This window comes from Lysobacter niastensis, assembly GCF_031457115.1.
GTDB classification, from domain to species: domain Bacteria; phylum Pseudomonadota; class Gammaproteobacteria; order Xanthomonadales; family Xanthomonadaceae; genus Lysobacter_J; species Lysobacter_J niastensis_A.
Genome location: NZ_JAVDVY010000002.1, coordinates 633,551 through 650,215, shown reverse-complemented (window position 1 = coordinate 650,215; position 16,665 = coordinate 633,551). Strand labels below are relative to the sequence as shown.

Genomic DNA, 16,665 nt, shown 5'->3' with positions numbered 1-16,665 from the left:
ATGAGCGACATCCTCAACCGCATCCTCGCCCGCAAGGCCGAGGAGATCGAACAGCGCAGCCGCGTGCGTCCCCTCGACGAACTGCGTGCGCGTGCGTTGCAGCAGCCGCCGACGCGCGGTTTCATCGAGGCGATCCGCCGCAAGCACGCCGCCGGCGAGGCCGCGGTCATTGCCGAGGTCAAGAAAGCCAGCCCGTCGAAGGGCCTGATCCGCAAGGATTTCAACCCGGCGCAGATTGCGCGCAGCTACGAGGCCGGCGGTGCCGCTTGCCTGTCGGTATTGACCGACGTCGATTTCTTCCAGGGCAGCAACCTGTACCTGGGCGAGGCGCGCGCGGCCTGTTCGCTGCCGGTGCTGCGCAAGGACTTCACCATCGATCCCTACCAGGTGTACGAGGCACGCGTGATCGGGGCCGACTGCATCCTGCTGATCGTCGCCGCACTCGAGGACGGCCCGATGGTGGAGATGGCCAACCTGGCGATGGAGCTGGGCATGGACGTGCTGGTCGAGGTGCATGACATCGACGAGCTGGAGCGCGCGCTGCAGACCGATTGCGAGCTGATCGGCGTCAACAACCGCAACCTGCGCAGCTTCGAGGTGTCGCTGGACACCACGCTGGCGCTGAAGGACGCGGTGCCGCGCGATCGCACGCTGGTCACCGAGAGCGGCATCGCCACCGGCGCCGACGTGGCGAAGATGCGCGAGGCCGGGGTCGAGACGTTCCTGATCGGCGAATCGTTCATGCGCGAGCCCGACCCGGGCGCGGCGCTGCGCCGGTTGTTCGCGGCATGAGCGAGCGGCACTGGAACGCGCCGCTCGACGGCTCGCGGCCCTATCGGCCACTGGTGGTGTTCGATTTCGACCACACCCTCTACAACGGCGATTCCGGCAGCCACCTGGTGCTGTGGCTGATCCAGCGCCATTGGCTGCGGCAGGTGGCCGCGATCGCGCTGTCGACCGTGCTGCTGCCGATGATCGCGTGGCTGCCGACGCGACGTTGGGCGATTTCGGGCTACCTGTGGATCGGCACGGTCGGCACCCACCGGCGCCGCGACATGGACCGGCTGATCGACCAGTACGTGAAGCTCCATGCCGAGCAGATCCGCCGTCGGCTGTTGCCGATCGCGCTGAAGGTGCTGCAGCGCCATCGCGATGCCGGCGACCGCGTCATCATCGCCACGGGGGCCTCGCCCGAACTGGCCCGCGCGATCCTCGACTTCGTTGCCCACGAGGACCTGCCGGTCATCGGCAGCCAGGGCGGTCCATTCCTCGGCGGCATGATCACCACCCAGCACTGCCATCACGAGAACAAGATGCGCATGATCTGGGACGCCGGCTACGACCAGATCGCGGTCGCCTATTCGGACAGCAGCGCCGACCTGCCGTTGCTGAAGGCCGCGCGCAGTCCGGTGGTGGTCAATCCCAAGCGCAGCTGCGTGGCGATGTTCCAGCGCGTGTTGCCGGAAGGCACGCCGATCCTCAACTGGGGCGTCAAGGGCCGCGGCGGCGAACCGGTGACCAGCGACGCCTAGGGCGGGCCTCGGCCCAGGCCTGCGTCACACGCGCTCGATCCGTTACGAGAATGCACTTCGTGCAATCCGTGCAGCGTCCTCGCCCGTGATCAGTCTCCGAGCATTTTGACGAATCGAAGCGAACTGTCGCTGTAGCCACAGCCGCGATAGAAGTCATGGGCTTCGACGCGCAGGGCATTGCTGGTGACATCCAGGCAGGTGACGCCGGCCCGACGGGCGCGGGCCTCGACCTCTCGCAGCAGACGCTTGCCGATGCCCTGGCGCTGGCAGGCCGGGGCGACGACGAGGGCGGTGATCTGGGTGACTTCCGAGCCGCGGCTGAACGCGTAGCGGGTGTAGGTCGCGATCAGGCCGCAGACGTTTCCGTCGATCTCGGCCAGCAGCAGGTGCTGGCGAGGATCATGGCGGACGATGGAGATGCGCTCGACGGCCTCCTCGCGATTGCTGGGATATCCCAGATCGGTCAGCAGCCGGGCGACGTCGCTGGCATCCCCCAGCTCCGCCGTTCGCACGCGTAGCGTGGTGTCGGAGGAGCTGGCGGCGCGTCCCATGGCTCAGCCGCGGGTGCCGTAGAGGACGACGGTCTTGCCGCGGGCGTGCAGCTTGCCGTCCGCCTGCAGCTTCTTGAGCACGCGGCCTGCCATTTCGCGCGAGCAGCCGACCAGGCGCGAGAGTTCCTGGCGGGACACGCGCAACTGCGTGCCCTGCGGATGGCTCATCGCCTCCGGTTCCTTGGCCAGATCGTGCAGGGCGCGGACGATGCGGTCGGTCACGTCGAGGAAGGCCAGGCGGCCGGCCTTGCGACTGGTGTCGAGCAGGCGACGCGAGATCTGCGCGGCGATGGCGTACAGCAGCTTGGGCGCGTCCAGCGACAGGCGGGTCAGCAGCAGGTCGTAGAGACGCTCGTGGCCGATTTCGGCCATCTCGCAGGCGGTGCGCGTGCGCAGGATCACCTCGCGGTGGTCGCTGTTGATGAACAGGCCCAGTTCGCCGACGAATTCGCCGGGCCCGAAGTAGCCCAGGACCAGCTCACGGCCGTCCTCTTCCTCGGCGATGATGCTGACTGAGCCGGAAATCACATAGTAGAGGGTGCTGGCCGGGTCGCCGGGGCGGAACACGTCGGTGCGCGACGGGTAGCGGCGGCGATGGCAGTGGGCGAGGAAACGCTCGATCGTGGGGCCATCCGGCATCAGCGGGCTGGCGGCACGGCGCATTGCGGGCAGAGGGGTAACCGGGTTGGCGGACATGGTGTCGTGAAGAATGTGTGATTCAGGTGAGCTTAGGGCGAACTAACGCAATGGGCAAATTCCCGACCTTCAGCGTCACCTTTCCGGGCTGGGCCGCCTCCCGATGGTCTTCTCCGTTCAGATCGGGGCGGTTCGGCCGCCACGCGACGAACTGCGTTCCCCCAGGGGGGTAATTGCCTCATAATCGCGGCCCTCGCCGCCCTACCGGGATCTCACTGCCGTGGTCAAGCCGTTGCCTCGCCTGAGGTTGCAAGGTTTCAACAACCTCACCAAGGCCCTCTCGTTCAATATCTACGACGTGTGCTTCGCCGCGTCCGAGGACGAGCGCCGTCGCTACATCGAGTACATCGACGAGGCTTACAACGCCGACCGCTTGACCCAGATCCTGACGGACGTGGCGGAGATCATCGGCGCCAACATCCTGAACATCGCCCGCCAGGACTACGACCCGCAGGGCGCCTCGGTGACCATCCTCATCTCCGAGGAGCCGGTGATCGACAAGAAGGACGCAGGCAGGGAGATCATCTCCGACGCCGTGGTCGCGCACATGGACAAGTCGCACATCACGGTGCACACGTATCCGGAGACCCACCCCGACAACGGCATCGCGACCTTCCGCGCCGACATCGACGTGGCGACCTGCGGCGTGATCTCGCCGCTGAAGGCCCTGAACTACCTGATCGAGAGCTTCGAGTCCGACATCGTGGTGATGGACTACCGCGTGCGCGGTTTCACCCGCGACATCAAGGGCAAGAAGCACTACATCGACCACAAGATCAACTCGATCCAGGACTACCTGGCCAAGAACATCAAGTCGCGCTACGAGATGATCGACGTCAACGTCTACCAGGAAAACATCTTCCATTCGAAGATGCACCTGAAGGAGTTCGACCTCGACACCTACTTGTTCGAGGAGAAGGCCAAGAACCTCTCGTTCAAGGATCGCATGAAGATCGAGGCGCGCCTGAAGCGCGAGATCGAAGAGCTCTACCACGGCCGCAACCTGTCCGACTGAGTTTCGACCGCATCGCAAAAAAGGCCGGCATTGCCGGCCTTTTTTATTGCCTCTCCGGATCGCGGCGGGCCAAGGCCGGCCCTACAGCCGGTATGCGACCGCCTTCATCAGGTTCGACGCCATCGCCATCAGGCCCGGCACCGGTGGGGGCAGCACGCGCGCGCCCGCGGCTTCGGCATTGTCCGCATGGCGCGCCTCATCGGCCTTCATCACCTCCAGGATTGCGCGGCTGCGCGCATCGGCGGCCGGCAGTGAATCCAGATGTTCGTCGATATGCGCCTCGACCTGGCGCTCGGTCTCGACCACGAAGCCGAGGTTCCAGCCGTCGCCGCGCAAACCCGCCAGCGCGCCGATCGCGAAACTGCCGGCGTACCACAGCGGATTGAGCAGGCTCGGGCGGCTGTCCAGCTCACGCAGCCGGTCCGCGCACCAGGCCAGGTGGTCGGTCTCTTCCTGGGCCGCTTCCAGCAGGTGCTGCCGCGTGACCTCGTCGCGCGCGACGGCGGCCTGCCCGCAGTACAGCGCCTGTGCGCAGACTTCGCCGACGTGATTGATGCGCATCAGTCCCGCGGCGTGCAGGCGTTCGGTCTCGTCCAGTTCGATCTGCGCGATGTCCGCGGCCGGATTGGCGCGGATCGCTCCCGGTGCGCCGAACACGGTGTCGAGAGCGCGCTGGGTGTCGGCAAGGAAACGGTCTATCGGAGTCAGGTCGCGGGCGATCATGGCGGCAGTTTAAGCGGGGCGATGAGGAGTGGACGGTGAAGGTTCCGGATCCGGAACTGTCGGTTGCAGCAGTTCGGCCAGGAATTCGATCGGGTGCTGCACCGGCACGGCGGACGCTTGGGCGAAGTGGAGTCGGCAGCCGATATTGGCACTGAGCAGGCGCGTCGCCTTGCTCTGGATCAATTGCTGCAGCAATGGCTCGCGAAAACGGTTCGCGCGCTCCGGATCGTCGAGCATCTGCATCCCGGCGGCGCCGCAGCAACCGTAACCCGCGTCGAGTTCGATCACAGTAAGGCCGGGCACCTGCGCCAGCAGGCGGCGCAATGCCGGCGTCGAACGGACCACGTTGCGCTGGGTGCAGGGAAGGTGCAGGGCGATCCGCTCCTCGCAGCGGCGCAGGTGCAGTGACGGCGCGCGTTCGGCGAGGTAGTCGATCGCGTCGATGGTGCGCGTTCTGGTCCCGTCCAAGGCCTGCGCGACCGCGTCATGGCAGCCACTGGCCAGGGTGAGCACGGTGTCGGCACCGGTGAAGGCGCCCCGATTGCGCGCGGCGAGCTGCTCCGCCTGCCGGGCGTTACCGCCATGGGCGTGCAAGGTGCCACAGCAGGTCTGGCCTGGAGGCTCGGAGACGGAGATATGGAGTTCCGACAGGCAGCGGGCGAGCGCCGTGCGCAGGCTGGCCTCGTAAGTGTCGGCGACACAACCGACGAAAATCGCGACCTGGCTGTCGCCAGGTAGCGACGCGGGGCGGGACGTTGACGGCCGGTGGGGCGCGGGCGGCAGTGGCCGCCACGATGCAGGAAGCCACCGGTAGGCCAGACCATAGAAGTGCAGAACGAGGGAGAGCAGCCGAGGGCGAGCGACGAGATGCTCGATGGCCCGCGTACGCCATTCCGGCGTCCGCCGCGCGCGCTGCTGCTCGCGGGCGGCGACCAGCAGGGCCCCATACTCGACGCCGGCCGGGCAGACCGCCTCGCAACTGCGGCAGCCCAGGCAGTGGTCCAGATGGGCATCGCCGGGCCGGGTGGCCTCGATGGTATCCAGGGCCCAGGCCCGGGCGAGCGCGATCCGTCCACGCGGGGATTCAGCTTCCAGCCGGTCCAGGCCGTAGGTGGGGCAGGCGGGCAGGCACAACCCGCACTGGACGCAGCGGTCGGCCAGCACCACCAGCGGGTCGGCGGAGGGCAGGGGGGCTGCGGGCATGGCGGGATCCTAGCATCGGCCTGCCCTGACTTGCGGTGTCCCCCGGGGGCCGCTATCATTCCGCCTCTTTCGTTCCACCTTCACAACGCGAGGCGAATTTCCGTCGGACGTCCCTGTCGGGATGGATACGGAATCAGCCCGACCACGCACCCCTATAAAGAGTTGTCATGAAGACTTTCACCGCCAAGAACGAGACCGTCCAGCGCGACTGGTACGTCGTCGATGCGTCGGGCAAAACGCTCGGCCGCTTGTGCTCCGAACTCGCGCGTCGTCTGCGCGGCAAGCACAAGCCTGTCTATACCCCCCATGTCGATACCGGCGATTACCTCGTGGTGATCAACGCCGAGAAGATCGCGGTTACGGGCAACAAGCTCCAGGACAAGATGTACCACCGGTTCACCGGTTACGTCGGCAACCTGAAGAGCGAGACCCTCGGTCAGGCGCTCGAGCGCCATCCGGAGCGCGTCATCGAAATCGGCGTGAAGGGCATGCTGCCGAAGAATCCGCTCGGCCGTGCCATGTATCGCAAGCTCAAGGTCTACAAGGGCTCCGAGCATCCGCACACCGCCCAGCAGCCGCAGCCGCTGGACATCTAAGGTACGAACATGGCTATCCAGCAGAATTACGGCACCGGCCGCCGCAAGTCCTCCACCGCCCGCGTGTTCCTGCGCAAGGGCGAGGGCAAGATCACCATCAACCAGCGTTCGATCGAAGACTTCTTCGGTCGCGAAACGGCCCGCATGATCGTGCGCCAGCCGCTGGAGCTGACCCAGTCGAGCGACAAGTTCGACGTCAACGTCACGGTCGCCGGCGGCGGCATCACCGGCCAGGCCGGTGCGATCCGCCTGGGCATCGCCCGTGCGCTGGTCGAGTACGACGAGTCGCTGAAGTCCGAGCTGCGCAAGGCCGGCTTCATGACCCGCGACGCGCGTGAAGTCGAGCGTAAGAAGGTCGGTCTGCACAAGGCCCGCCGCGCTACGCAGTTCTCGAAGCGCTAATAATTTTCGGGTTACAATTTGTTCCATAGCCCCGTCGCCAAGCGGTAAGGCACCTGACTCTGACTCAGGCATTCGGTGGTTCGAATCCATCCGGGGCTGCCAGACAAAACAAGAAACCCGCCGCAAGGCGGGTTTTTTGTTGTCGGCCCGCCACTGCGCCAAAGCCGGTCTAGGTGATGACGCGCCGCGGCTGGGAAGTGCACGTTTTGTCTCGACGCAGGCCGCTCGCTACGTGTCCGCGTATGGATGTCGCGGCTGTGCGTTCGCTCACCATCCCGCCACCACGCCGAGCGCGATATCGTGCGCGGTCGACCTGCGTCAAGCGAAGCAAAGAAACGCAGGCCGGCAAGCAGTTACAATTGCAACCATCTCACTCGGGCAAGAGCCACGGACCACCGATGAAGCTTGGATCGTTGAAGGAAGGCGGCCGCGACGGCACGCTGATCGTCGTCTCGCGCGACCTGACCCGCGCCGTGCGCGCCACCGGCATCGCCGACACGCTGCAGCGTGCGCTCGAAGACTGGTCCAATACGGCGCCACGCCTGAACGCACTGTCCGATGCGCTCAACGCCGGCACCGCCGATGGCGCTTTCGATCTGGACATGAACGCCCTCGCCGCGCCGCTGCCGCGCGCCTATGAATTCGTCGATGGCTCGGCCTATCTGCCGCACGTCGAGCGCGTGCGCCGCGCGCGCGGCGCCGACGTGCCGGAAAGCTTCTACGTCGATCCGCTGATGTACCAGGCAGTCAGTGCCGGCTTCTACGGGCCGCGCGACCCCGTTCGCGTGCCGAGCGAGGACTACGGCATCGACCTGGAAGCCGAAGTCGTGATCGTGACCGACGACGTGCCGATGGCGGCCACGCCGGAACAGGCCGCCTCGCACATTCAACTGGTGGGCCTGGTCAACGACGTGTCACTGCGCAACCTGATTCCGGGCGAGCTGGCCAAGGGCTTCGGCTTCCTGCAGTCCAAGCCGCGCTCGGCGCTGAGCCCGGTGTTCGTCACACCGGACGAACTCGGAGACGTCTGGAACGACAGCAAGGTGCACCGGCCGCTGCTCACCCACATCAACGGCGAATGGTTCGGCGCGCCCGAAGCGGGCGTGGACATGCAGTTCAACTTCGCCCAGCTCGTCGCGCACGCGGCCAAGACGCGTCCGCTGTCGGCGGGCACGATCGTCGGTTCGGGCACCGTGGCCAACGAGGACACTTCACTTGGCGCGTCGTGCTTCGCCGAGAAGCGCACGGTCGAGACGCTCGAGCACGGCAAGCCGCTGACACCGTTCATGAAGTACGGCGACACGGTGCGTATCGAGATGCTCGACCAGGAGGGTCGCAGCATCTTCGGCGCCATCGAGCAGCGCATCGAGCGGCATACGGCAAACTGAGCTGACAAGCACCAAGGCCCGCGAGAGGCGGGCCCGGGTCACACGGATCGGGAGCGCGGAGCATGGGCGGGCAACTGCAGCTGTATTCGTACTGGCGCTCGAGCGCGGCGTATCGCGTGCGCATCGGCCTCAACCTGAAAGGCCTGGCCTACGAGACGTTGCCGGTGCACCTGCTCCGGGGTGGTGGCGAGCAGCACGGCGAGTCGTTCCGCCGGGCCAATCCGCAAGGTCTTGTCCCGGTGCTGAAGCACGGCGATCTGCTGATCCGACAGTCGCTGGCGGCCCTGGAATACCTCGACGAGGCCTTCCCAGGCCATTCGCTGTTGCCGCAAGCGGCGCAAGACCGCCAGCGCGTGCGCTCGATCGCGCTGGCGATCGCCTGCGACATCCATCCGCTCAACAACCTGCGCGTGCTGCAGTACTTCGAGCGCAGTTGGGGCGTGCCGCAGCCCGGCCGCGACGGCTGGGTGCGTCACTGGATCGAAGAAGGGTTCGCGGCGCTCGAAGCGATGCTGGTCGACGATCCGACGACCGGCCGTTACTGCTTCGGCGATACGCCGGGCATGGCCGACTGCTGCCTGGTGCCGCAGATCTACAACGCCCGCCGATTCCATGTCGACATGGCGGCGTATCCCACGCTGCTTCGCATCGATGAAGCCTGCCAGGCGCTACCAGCCTTCGGGGCCGCAGGCCCGGAGCGGCAGCCGGACGCGCCGCCGGAATAGACCGGCAGCGCCAGGCGCACGGCTCAATGCGCGTGCGCGTCGTCCTCGGTGAACACGTCGGCGTAAGGGTCGTGTTCGCCGCTGCTGCCTTCCGAGAGGCGGAACTTCAGGGCCAGGCCGTCGCGCGAGTCGGCGGCGCGCAGTGCCTCCTCCATCTCGATCTTGCCGGTCTTGTGCAGGCGGAACAGGCACTGGTCGAAGCTCTCCATGCCGTCTTCCAGCGATTCTTCCATCGCCTGCTTGATCTCGTGGACCTGGCCGCGGCGCATGAGGTCGCGGATCATCGGCGTGTTGATCAGCACCTCGGTCGCGGGCAGGCGGCGACCATCGACACCCACGACCAGTCGCTGCGAGATCACCGCGCGCAGGTTCAGCGCGAGGTTCATCAGTACGTTCTTGTGCGCCGACTCGTTGAAGAAGTTGAGGATGCGTTCCAGCGTCTGGTCGGCGTTGTTGGAGTGCAGCGTCGCCAGGCACAGGTGACCGGTTTCGGCGAAGGCGATCGCCGCCTCCATCGTGGTCGCGTCCAGGATTTCGCCGATCAGGATGACGTCCGGCGCCTCACGCATCGCATTCTTCAGCGCGTTGTGGAAGGCGTGGGTGTCCAGCCCGACCTCGCGCTGGTTGACGATCGATTTCTTGTGCTTGTGCAGGTATTCGATCGGGTCCTCGATCGTGAGGATATGGCCCGATGTATTGCTGTTGCGGTGGTCGATCATCGAGGCCAGCGTGGTCGACTTGCCCGAACCGGTCGAGCCGACGATCAGCACCAGGCCGCGCGGGGCCATGATGATGTCCTTCAGCACCTGCGGCAGCTGCAGCTCCTCGATCGAGGGGATCGCGCTGCGGATCGCGCGGATGACCATGCCGACTTCGCCACGCTGCTTGAACACGTTGATGCGGAAGCGTCCGGCCTCCTGCAGGGCCAGCGCCATGTTCAACTCCAGCTCGCGCTCGAAGATCGGCACCTGGCCCTCGTCCATCAGGGAGTAGGCAATCTTCTTGACCATGCCCGGCGGCAGGCCGGTGTTGCCCAACGGGTGCAGTTTGCCCTCGACCTTGATATAGACGGGCGCGCCGGTAGTCAGGAACATGTCCGAAGCGTTCTTGTCCGTCATCAGCTTCAGGAAATAGCCGATGTCCATGTATCCGACCCTCAATTACGGCGGCGTACCGTTGCAAGCGCGCCGCAGGCTTCCGACAATGGCCGCGCGCTACCCCAAACGTCACGGCACCCCTATGCGTACAAGCTTCGCACAAATCCGATTGCTGCTGCTGGCCCTGGTTCTCGCTTTGGCCTCGGCCGGATGCGCATCGATGCCACCCCCCACCGGGGAGCTCGCGACTGCGCAACAGGCGGTCACGCGCGCCGACGGCGCCGATGCGGACCAGTATGCTGCCCCGGAGATCGGCGCCGCCCGCAGTGAGCTTGGACAGGCGCAGGCCGCCATGGCGGACGGTCGCGAGGACGATGCGCGCCGCCTGGCCCTGGCCGCTGCCGCCGATGCCGACCTGGCCTACGCCAAGAGCCGCGATGCCCTGGTCACCGCCGAACTCAACCACCGCCGCAGCGAAGTCGCCGAGCTGCGTCAGCGCCTGCAGACCGGAGACGATCGATGAGCTTCCGCAAGATCCTGCCGGCGCTGCTGTTGGTCGCCGCCTTCGCGGCGCAGGCGGCCGACGACGTCGATGTAGCCCGCCTCAGCCAACGGCTGTCCGCGGTGGAGGCCGACCCGCAGCTCAACACGTTCGCTTCGTACGAACGCCTGCAGGCGCGGCAGGCCATCGATGCGCTGGCGCAGGCCGGCAGGCGCGAACGCGCTCCCGCCCTCTACCTGGCCGAGCGCCGCGTGCAGATCGCCGAGATCAGCGCCCGCAGCCAGTCTGCCCAGCGCGAGGTCGACCGTCTCGACCGCGAACGCAGCGAACTGCTGATCGAAGCCAGCCGCCGCGACGCCGAGGTGGCCCGTGCCGAAAGCGAGCGCCTGCGCTTGCAGGCCCAGATGCAGGCCGAAGAAGCCGAACGCCTGCGCCTGCAATCGGAAGCCGATGCCGTGGCGATGGCCGATGTCGAAACCGCGCTGAAGGGAGTGGCCGGTGCACAGACCGCGCGTTTGAACGCCGCCCGCGAGCGTGAGGCCGCCCTGGCGCGCCAGGAAGCCGAGCTGATGACCGGCGGGAAGTTGCCGCCGTCCAAGCGCGATGGACGTGGCGAGGTGTTCACGCTGGCAAAGAATTCATTCGCCTCCGGCAAGACCGCCCTGAGCGATAGCGCCGGCAGCACGGTCGCCACGCTGGCCGCCTATGTGCAGGCCACTCAGGCCGGTTCGGTGAAGGTCGAGGCGCAGGCGGCCGATGCCAAGCTCGCACAGCGTCGCGCCGAAGCCGTGCGCGATGCGCTCGTCGCCGGTGGCGTGGCGAGTTCCCGAATTCAGGTTTCAGGACGCAGCGGGAAGGGTGATCGCGTCGAAGCCGTTGTCGGCTCAAAATAACGAATAAATTCAAAATGTTGCATCAAAGCCAGTCGCAACGCCGAAGAGCCGCCTCGCGCCATAGCGATGTGCTAACGCCGCTCGTCGCCGCGCCTTTCGACGGCCTTGCCGGCCCCCACGGGGAGGAGTAGGGTCGAATACCCAAGCGGCCTGATTTCCGCTTGGCGATGAGCCAGGTCGATGACGCAGATTCAGATTTCGCAGGAGCCCGACGCCGATCGCTGGATCGCCGCGGGCCTGCGTAATCCAGGCCTGCTGACCTTGGCGCCCCTGACGACTTTCCCCGCAACGCCTCGGCCTTGGCCGGGGCGTTTGCATTTGTCCTGAAGGAGGCTTTCATGTTCGAAGAACGACCGCAGCCAGAGATCGACGCGCTGATCAAGTCCAATCCGGAATTCAAGCAGCTCTACCAGCGCCACAAGGATCTCGACAAGAAGGTGATGGATGCCGAACTCGGCGTATTGCCGATCGACGACATCACTCTGGGACAGATGAAGCGCGAGAAGCTGGCTGCCAAGGACCGCCTGGTCCGGCTGTACGACGCAACACCGCATTGACCATTTTCCCGCCGCGGGCAGCGGCAGCCTCCTCGTCGGCTGCCGCTGCCCGCGTTGCCTGGGAACCCCCGCGCGACGATGGCCGCCGCCGCAACGGCGGCAGACGGAATGGCCCGTCCGGCTAGAATGGCCGGGTCCCGCCGCGGAACCGCGGCTTCCGGAACCCGCGCAACCGCATGGCCATCCACAATTCCGTACTCGAACTGATCGGCGCCACGCCGATCATCAAGGCACAGCGCCTGGATACTGGCGTCTGCGAGCTCTACCTCAAGCTTGAATCGCAGAACCCGGGTGGCTCGATCAAGGACCGCATCGGTCTGTCGATGATCGAGGCCGCCGAGAAGGCGGGCAAAATCAAGCCGGGCGACACCCTGGTCGAAGGCACCGCCGGCAACACCGGCATTGGCCTGGCGCTGGTTGCACAGCAAAAAGGCTACAAGCTGCTGCTGGTCGTGCCCGACAAGATGAGCCGCGAGAAGATCTTCAACCTCAAGGCGATGGGCGCGCAGGTGGTGCTGACGCGTTCGGACGTGGCCAAGGGCCATCCCGACTACTACCAGGACATGGCCGACCGCATCGCCCGCGAAACCCCGGGTGCTTACTTCATCAATCAGTTCGGCAACCCCGACAACCCGGCCGCACACGAGTTCGGCACCGGTCCGGAAATTCTGCAGCAGATGGCCGAAGCGGGCGGGATCGATGCGATCGTTTTCGGCTGTGGCAGCTCCGGCACCATGACCGGCTTGTCGCGCTGCTTTGCATCGAAGTCCCCGCACACCGAGCTGGTCCTGGCCGATCCCGTCGGCTCGATCCTCGAGGAATACATCAATCGCGGCACGCTGTCGGATAAGTCGGCGAGCTGGATGGTCGAGGGCATCGGCGAGGATTTCCTCCCGCCGATCTCCGACTTCACCCGCGTCAAAAAGGCCTATGCGATCAGCGACAAGGAAAGTTTCCTTACCGCGCGCGAGCTCCTGGAGAAGGAAGGCATCCTCGGCGGTTCCTCGACCGGCACGCTGCTGGCCGCGGCGCTGAAATATTGTCGAGAGCAGACCACGCCGAAGAAGGTGCTGACGCTGGTTCCCGACACCGGCAACAAGTACATCTCGAAGATGTACAACGACTACTGGATGCTGGACAACGGCTTCCTGGAGCGCAAGTCGACCGGCGACCTGCGCGACCTGATCCTGCGCCCCTACTCGCAGCGCGACACGATCGTGGTGGCCCCGAACGACCTGCTGGTCACCGCCTACCAGCGCATGAAGCTGTACGACGTGTCGCAGCTGCCGGTGATGGATGGCGACGCCATCGTCGGCATCGTCGACGAGAGCGACGTGCTGCTGCACGTGTATGGCGACGAAGCCCGCTTCCGCGATCCGGTGTCCACCGCGATGGTCAGCAAGCTCGACAAGATCGACGTGAGCTCGCCGATCGAGTCGCTGTTGCCGGTGTTCGATCGAGGACACGTCGCCATCGTCGTCGAAGGGGAGCGCTTCATCGGCCTGATCACCCGCATCGACCTGCTGAATTACCTGCGTCGGCGCGTGCAGTGATGAACGCCTCCGTGGCCGAACATTGGTTGCCGGGCGATCGCCTGCCCAATGTCCGGCTGCGCGCAGGCAGCGGCGAGAGCATGACCCTGCATGCCGAGTTCGCCGGTGCGCCGCTGTGGCTGGCCACGCCATCGACTGAGGTTGCCGCCACGGGCCTGCCCGAACCGCCGCCTGGCGTGACGGCCCTTTGCGTCGGTGCTTCGGCGCCGTCCGGAGCGCCTTCGCCTTGGCAGTCCTTCGCTGCCGACCCGCGCTGGTGCGCCGCGCTAGGCTCTGGCGTGCTGTGGCGAGCGGATGCGAACCTGCGACTGCAGGAGCGTCATGCGCTGCCGTTGTCTGGAGCACTGCTGCAACCGGTCGCCGTCGCTGCCATGGACGCCATGCAGACCCTGCAGGTGGCGCCCGTGCTGCAGATTCCGGATGTGTTCGAGCCCGACCTGTGCGCGGCCCTGATCCGCCACTTCGAAGTGGACTGTGCCGGTGGTGACGTGTCGGCGGTGCTTGTGCTGGAAGGTGGAGAGCAGAAGTTGCAGGTCGACCCGTCGATCAAGCAGCGGCGCGAGACCTTTCCCCGCGATCCCGCGATCGAAGCGCGCATGCATGAGCGCCTGATGAGGCGCGCGCTGCCCGAGATCTCGCGGGTGTTCAATTTCGACGTGAGCCGGCGCGATCCACTCAAGCTGCTCGCCTATCCGGAAAGCGCCGGTTACTTCCGCCCACATCGCGACAACGAGACCCCGGACGTCGCCCACCGGCGCTTCGCGCTCTCGGTCAACCTCAACCAGGGCGAATACGTCGGCGGAGAGTTCCGTTATCCGGAATTCGGCCCGCACCGGTTTTCTCCGCCCACGGGGGCCGCACTGGTGTTCTCGTGCTCGATCCTGCACGAAGTATTGCCGGTCGAGCGCGGCACCCGCTATGCGATGACGACGTTCCTCGCATAGAAGACTGAACCGTCGGCTCAATCCGACGTGGGGCGGGAACCGCGACGAAGTCTTCCCGCCAATACCGGCAGATCCAAGCGATCGATGGCGGCCTCGGCCCAGCGCAGCCCCTCGGCGATGGCGCTCGCGTGACGGTCGGCGGCGGCCGCCAGCTCGCGCTCGCGGGTCTGCGCATCGAACTGTTGCGCATCGTCCTTGGCGTAGCGGGTGAGCAGTCCCGAGTCTTCGATGCGCCGGGCCCAGTCGGCCGGGACCTCCAGTCCGTAATGAGCTGCCAACCTGGCACTGACGGCGGCCGGGTCGGCGAGCAGGCTCGCGAAGTCCAGGTCCATCAGGCGTGGTGCCAGGGCGGGATCGGTCATCAGCTGTTGCCAGCGCATCTGCTCCGCCAGCCAGACGCGGCTCAATCGAGGCCCATCGGAGAGCGGGTCCCGATCCAGCCCGGAACCCGCCAGACGCCAGTCCTCGTTGTCGAACACCGCGTCGGTCAGGTCCTTCTCGCGCAGCATCGTGGCCAGCCAGGTCTGCAGATCAACCCACAGCAGGCAGCCCTTGCCCGACCCGTGCAGCAACTCGCCCGCCAAGGTGGTGACCAGGCTGGTGGGTTTGACGATCACGGCACGGGTGTCGTCGAAACCGCGCGTCAGCAGGTGCAGGACGATGTCTCGCCAGGACTGTGTCGCGATGTCGCCGCGCGAACCCGCCAAAGTCAGCAAAGGCAGCGGCTCGCGTACCCCCAGCACGCCCGGCAGCAGGTCCATAAGACGGCTGGCCAGGGTCGAACCGCAGTGGCCGATATGGAACAGCCAGTGGAGGCGATCCGGTGCGGGCGGCAAGTCGAGCCCGGCGGCCAGCTCGGCCCGGGAGACCACCCATCCCGGGATATCGCGGTGATGCAGCGCGCGTTGGTCGAGGAAGCTGGCGCGGCGGTAATCCTCGGGCCGAAAATGCAGCACCCAGGCGCGGTCCTGAGCCGGATCGAACGCGAATAGCGGATAGGCTGCACTGCGACTGAAGTCACCGGGAAGGCGCCGGGGAGTGGTCATGGGCGATGCTAGAATCGGCGGCTGCCCATGCTAGCGGAATTGGACGAACGCAATGACTGAACGACACGCCGACAAAGGGGCGCGGAAGCCGGGCCTGGGCACCCTCGCCATCCACGCCGGGCAATCGCCGGACCCGACCACCGGGGCGGTGATGACGCCAATCTACGCGACCTCGACCTACGCACAGTCCAGTCCGGGCGTGCATCAGGGGTTCGAGTATTCGCGCAGCCATAACCCGACCCGTTTCGCCTACGAGCGCTGCGTCGCCGGGCTGGAAGGCGGGTCGCGCGGCTTCGCCTTCGCTTCAGGCCTGGCGGCAACCTCGACCATCCTCGAGCTGCTGGACTCCGGCAGCCATGTCATCGCGATGGACGATGTCTACGGCGGCACCTACCGCCTGTTCGAGCGCGTGCGCCGCCGCTCTGCCGGTCTGGATTTCAGCTGGGTCGACCTGAGCGACGCCGCGGCCTTCGAGGCCGCGATCCGGCCCGAGACGAAGATGGTCTGGATCGAGACTCCGACCAACCCTCTGCTCAAACTGGTCGACATCGCCCAGATCGCCGCGATCGCGCGCAAGCGCGGACTGATCGTGGTGGTCGACAACACCTTCAGCTCGCCGATCCTGCAGCGTCCGCTTGAGCTGGGCGCGCACATCGTCATGCACTCGGCAACCAAGTACCTCAACGGCCACTCCGACATCGTCGGCGGCATGGCCGTGGTCGGCGACGACGCCGAGCTCGCCGAAAAGATGGGCTTCCTGCAGAACGCCATCGGCGGAGTGCAGGGGCCGTTCGACAGCTTCCTGGCGCTGCGTGGCCTGAAGACCCTGCATCTGCGCATGAAGGCGCATTGCGAGAATGCTCAGGCGCTGGCCGAATGGCTGCAGACCCATCCGGCGATCGAGAAGGTGATCTATCCGGGGCTGAAGTCGCATCCGCAGCATGAGCTGGCGAAGCGGCAGATGGATGGCTTCGGCGGCATGGTAAGCGTCTACGTCAAGGGTGGCCTAGAAGCGGCCAAGCGCCTGTGCGAACGTACCGAGCTGTTCGCGCTTGCCGAATCGCTGGGCGGCGTCGAGAGCTTGGTCAACCATCCGGCGATCATGACTCACGCGTCAATCCCCGCGGATCGACGGGCCGCGCTCGGTGTCGGTGACAATCTCGTGCGCTTCAGTGTCGGCGTTGAAGACGAGCGTGACCTGCGTGCCGACATTTCGAGCGCTCTCGCGGGACGGGAGTAGGC

The 16,665-nt window shown here is 66.2% G+C and carries 19 protein-coding genes and 1 tRNA gene; 14 read left to right on the top strand and 6 right to left on the bottom strand.

Annotated elements, in window-relative coordinates; all coding sequences use genetic code 11:
- Entirely contained in the window at positions 1–792 is a 792-nt protein-coding gene (gene trpC / locus J2X06_RS12200) for an indole-3-glycerol phosphate synthase TrpC (RefSeq protein ID WP_310062797.1), read from the top strand.
- Positions 789–1,532 (top strand): haloacid dehalogenase-like hydrolase, encoded by a 744-nt coding sequence (locus J2X06_RS12195; protein WP_310062795.1) that lies wholly within the window; start codon positions 789–791, stop codon positions 1,530–1,532. Before trpC ends, J2X06_RS12195 begins: the two co-directional genes overlap by 4 nt.
- A gap of 89 nt (positions 1,533–1,621) precedes the next feature.
- Here J2X06_RS12195 and J2X06_RS12190 read toward each other — a convergent pair whose 3' ends face one another.
- Together J2X06_RS12190 and crp are read right to left on the bottom strand one after the other, a co-directional pair.
- Complete coding sequence (locus J2X06_RS12190; RefSeq protein ID WP_310062793.1) at positions 1,622–2,083, bottom strand: GNAT family N-acetyltransferase; 462 nt, start codon at positions 2,081–2,083, stop codon at positions 1,622–1,624.
- 3 nt (positions 2,084–2,086) lie between these two features.
- On the bottom strand, positions 2,087–2,746 hold the full coding sequence (gene crp / locus J2X06_RS12185) for a cAMP-activated global transcriptional regulator CRP (RefSeq protein WP_310063626.1): 660 nt from the start codon (positions 2,744–2,746) through the stop codon (positions 2,087–2,089).
- 253 nt (positions 2,747–2,999) lie between these two features.
- Here crp and speD point away from each other — a divergent pair, with 253 nt between their 5' ends.
- Positions 3,000–3,794 (top strand): adenosylmethionine decarboxylase, encoded by a 795-nt coding sequence (gene speD / locus J2X06_RS12180; protein ID WP_310062791.1) that lies wholly within the window; start codon positions 3,000–3,002, stop codon positions 3,792–3,794.
- Positions 3,795–3,875: 81 nt separating this feature from the next.
- Here the strand turns inward: speD and coq7 are convergent, their stop codons facing one another.
- Together coq7 and J2X06_RS12170 are read right to left on the bottom strand one after the other, a co-directional pair.
- Positions 3,876–4,517 (bottom strand): 2-polyprenyl-3-methyl-6-methoxy-1,4-benzoquinone monooxygenase, encoded by a 642-nt coding sequence (gene coq7 / locus J2X06_RS12175; protein WP_310062788.1) that lies wholly within the window; start codon positions 4,515–4,517, stop codon positions 3,876–3,878.
- Between the two features lie 9 nt (positions 4,518–4,526).
- Complete coding sequence (locus tag J2X06_RS12170; RefSeq protein WP_310062786.1) at positions 4,527–5,720, bottom strand: (Fe-S)-binding protein; 1,194 nt, start codon at positions 5,718–5,720, stop codon at positions 4,527–4,529.
- Positions 5,721–5,887: 167 nt separating this feature from the next.
- Here J2X06_RS12170 and rplM point away from each other — a divergent pair, with 167 nt between their 5' ends.
- The 5 genes from rplM (at position 5,888) to maiA (ending at position 8,831) form a co-directional block, all read left to right on the top strand.
- Entirely contained in the window at positions 5,888–6,316 is a 429-nt protein-coding gene (rplM, locus tag J2X06_RS12165; protein WP_115859514.1) for a 50S ribosomal protein L13, read from the top strand.
- Between the two features lie 9 nt (positions 6,317–6,325).
- Positions 6,326–6,718, top strand: a complete 393-nt coding sequence (rpsI, locus tag J2X06_RS12160) for a 30S ribosomal protein S9 (RefSeq protein ID WP_310062781.1) — start codon at positions 6,326–6,328, stop codon at positions 6,716–6,718.
- 27 nt (positions 6,719–6,745) lie between these two features.
- Positions 6,746–6,820, top strand: a tRNA-Gln gene (locus J2X06_RS12155).
- Positions 6,821–7,116: 296 nt separating this feature from the next.
- Positions 7,117–8,106 (top strand): fumarylacetoacetate hydrolase family protein, encoded by a 990-nt coding sequence (locus J2X06_RS12150; protein ID WP_310062778.1) that lies wholly within the window; start codon positions 7,117–7,119, stop codon positions 8,104–8,106.
- Between the two features lie 62 nt (positions 8,107–8,168).
- The gene (gene maiA, locus J2X06_RS12145; RefSeq protein WP_310062776.1) at positions 8,169–8,831 is read left to right on the top strand and encodes a maleylacetoacetate isomerase; all 663 of its coding nucleotides are present in this window, start codon (positions 8,169–8,171) and stop codon (positions 8,829–8,831) included.
- A 23-nt stretch (positions 8,832–8,854) separates the two neighbouring features.
- Here the strand turns inward: maiA and J2X06_RS12140 are convergent, their stop codons facing one another.
- The gene (locus tag J2X06_RS12140) at positions 8,855–9,976 is read right to left on the bottom strand and encodes a PilT/PilU family type 4a pilus ATPase (RefSeq protein WP_310062774.1); all 1,122 of its coding nucleotides are present in this window, start codon (positions 9,974–9,976) and stop codon (positions 8,855–8,857) included.
- Positions 9,977–10,148: 172 nt separating this feature from the next.
- Here J2X06_RS12140 and J2X06_RS12135 point away from each other — a divergent pair, with 172 nt between their 5' ends.
- From J2X06_RS12135 to J2X06_RS12115, 5 genes are all read left to right on the top strand, one after another.
- Positions 10,149–10,451, top strand: a complete 303-nt coding sequence (locus J2X06_RS12135) for a DUF4398 domain-containing protein (protein WP_310062772.1) — start codon at positions 10,149–10,151, stop codon at positions 10,449–10,451.
- Positions 10,448–11,323 carry an OmpA family protein gene (locus tag J2X06_RS12130; RefSeq protein ID WP_310062770.1) on the top strand — a complete coding sequence of 292 codons (876 nt, stop codon included), beginning with the start codon at positions 10,448–10,450 and terminating at the stop codon, positions 11,321–11,323. The genes J2X06_RS12135 and J2X06_RS12130 overlap by 4 nt, the downstream gene beginning before the upstream one ends.
- A gap of 338 nt (positions 11,324–11,661) precedes the next feature.
- A complete protein-coding gene (locus J2X06_RS12125; RefSeq protein WP_310062768.1) occupies positions 11,662–11,880 on the top strand; it encodes a YdcH family protein in 219 nt (72 codons plus the stop codon).
- Between the two features lie 176 nt (positions 11,881–12,056).
- Positions 12,057–13,433, top strand: coding sequence for a pyridoxal-phosphate dependent enzyme (locus J2X06_RS12120; RefSeq protein ID WP_310062766.1), 1,377 nt, complete (start codon positions 12,057–12,059; stop codon positions 13,431–13,433).
- A complete protein-coding gene (locus J2X06_RS12115) occupies positions 13,433–14,377 on the top strand; it encodes a 2OG-Fe(II) oxygenase family protein (RefSeq protein WP_310062764.1) in 945 nt (314 codons plus the stop codon). The genes J2X06_RS12120 and J2X06_RS12115 overlap by 1 nt, the downstream gene beginning before the upstream one ends.
- A gap of 17 nt (positions 14,378–14,394) precedes the next feature.
- Here J2X06_RS12115 and J2X06_RS12110 read toward each other — a convergent pair whose 3' ends face one another.
- A complete protein-coding gene (locus tag J2X06_RS12110; RefSeq protein WP_310062762.1) occupies positions 14,395–15,423 on the bottom strand; it encodes a hypothetical protein in 1,029 nt (342 codons plus the stop codon).
- Between the two features lie 52 nt (positions 15,424–15,475).
- Here J2X06_RS12110 and J2X06_RS12105 point away from each other — a divergent pair, with 52 nt between their 5' ends.
- Positions 15,476–16,663, top strand: a complete 1,188-nt coding sequence (locus J2X06_RS12105; RefSeq protein WP_310062760.1) for a cystathionine gamma-synthase — start codon at positions 15,476–15,478, stop codon at positions 16,661–16,663.
- Positions 16,664–16,665: the final 2 nt, after the last annotated feature.

Bases quoted from the DNA above. Each gene is read 5' to 3' on its own strand.
- J2X06_RS12125 (WP_310062768.1), top strand. From the start codon at position 11,662: ATGTTCGAAGAACGACCGCAGCCAGAGATCGACGCGCTGATCAAGTCC.
- coq7 (WP_310062788.1), bottom strand. From the start codon at position 4,517: ATGATCGCCCGCGACCTGACTCCGATAGACCGTTTCCTTGCCGACACC.
- J2X06_RS12130 (WP_310062770.1), top strand. From the start codon at position 10,448: ATGAGCTTCCGCAAGATCCTGCCGGCGCTGCTGTTGGTCGCCGCCTTC.
- J2X06_RS12195 (WP_310062795.1), top strand. From the start codon at position 789: ATGAGCGAGCGGCACTGGAACGCGCCGCTCGACGGCTCGCGGCCCTAT.
- J2X06_RS12120 (WP_310062766.1), top strand. From the start codon at position 12,057: ATGGCCATCCACAATTCCGTACTCGAACTGATCGGCGCCACGCCGATC.
- J2X06_RS12115 (WP_310062764.1), top strand. From the start codon at position 13,433: ATGAACGCCTCCGTGGCCGAACATTGGTTGCCGGGCGATCGCCTGCCC.
- J2X06_RS12150 (WP_310062778.1), top strand. From the start codon at position 7,117: ATGAAGCTTGGATCGTTGAAGGAAGGCGGCCGCGACGGCACGCTGATC.
- J2X06_RS12110 (WP_310062762.1), bottom strand. From the start codon at position 15,423: ATGACCACTCCCCGGCGCCTTCCCGGTGACTTCAGTCGCAGTGCAGCC.
- J2X06_RS12170 (WP_310062786.1), bottom strand. From the start codon at position 5,720: ATGCCCGCAGCCCCCCTGCCCTCCGCCGACCCGCTGGTGGTGCTGGCC.
- J2X06_RS12105 (WP_310062760.1), top strand. From the start codon at position 15,476: ATGACTGAACGACACGCCGACAAAGGGGCGCGGAAGCCGGGCCTGGGC.
- maiA (WP_310062776.1), top strand. From the start codon at position 8,169: ATGGGCGGGCAACTGCAGCTGTATTCGTACTGGCGCTCGAGCGCGGCG.
- rplM (WP_115859514.1), top strand. From the start codon at position 5,888: ATGAAGACTTTCACCGCCAAGAACGAGACCGTCCAGCGCGACTGGTAC.
- rpsI (WP_310062781.1), top strand. From the start codon at position 6,326: ATGGCTATCCAGCAGAATTACGGCACCGGCCGCCGCAAGTCCTCCACC.
- J2X06_RS12190 (WP_310062793.1), bottom strand. From the start codon at position 2,083: ATGGGACGCGCCGCCAGCTCCTCCGACACCACGCTACGCGTGCGAACG.
- trpC (WP_310062797.1), top strand. From the start codon at position 1: ATGAGCGACATCCTCAACCGCATCCTCGCCCGCAAGGCCGAGGAGATC.
- J2X06_RS12135 (WP_310062772.1), top strand. From the start codon at position 10,149: ATGCCACCCCCCACCGGGGAGCTCGCGACTGCGCAACAGGCGGTCACG.
- J2X06_RS12140 (WP_310062774.1), bottom strand. From the start codon at position 9,976: ATGGACATCGGCTATTTCCTGAAGCTGATGACGGACAAGAACGCTTCG.
- crp (WP_310063626.1), bottom strand. From the start codon at position 2,746: ATGCGCCGTGCCGCCAGCCCGCTGATGCCGGATGGCCCCACGATCGAG.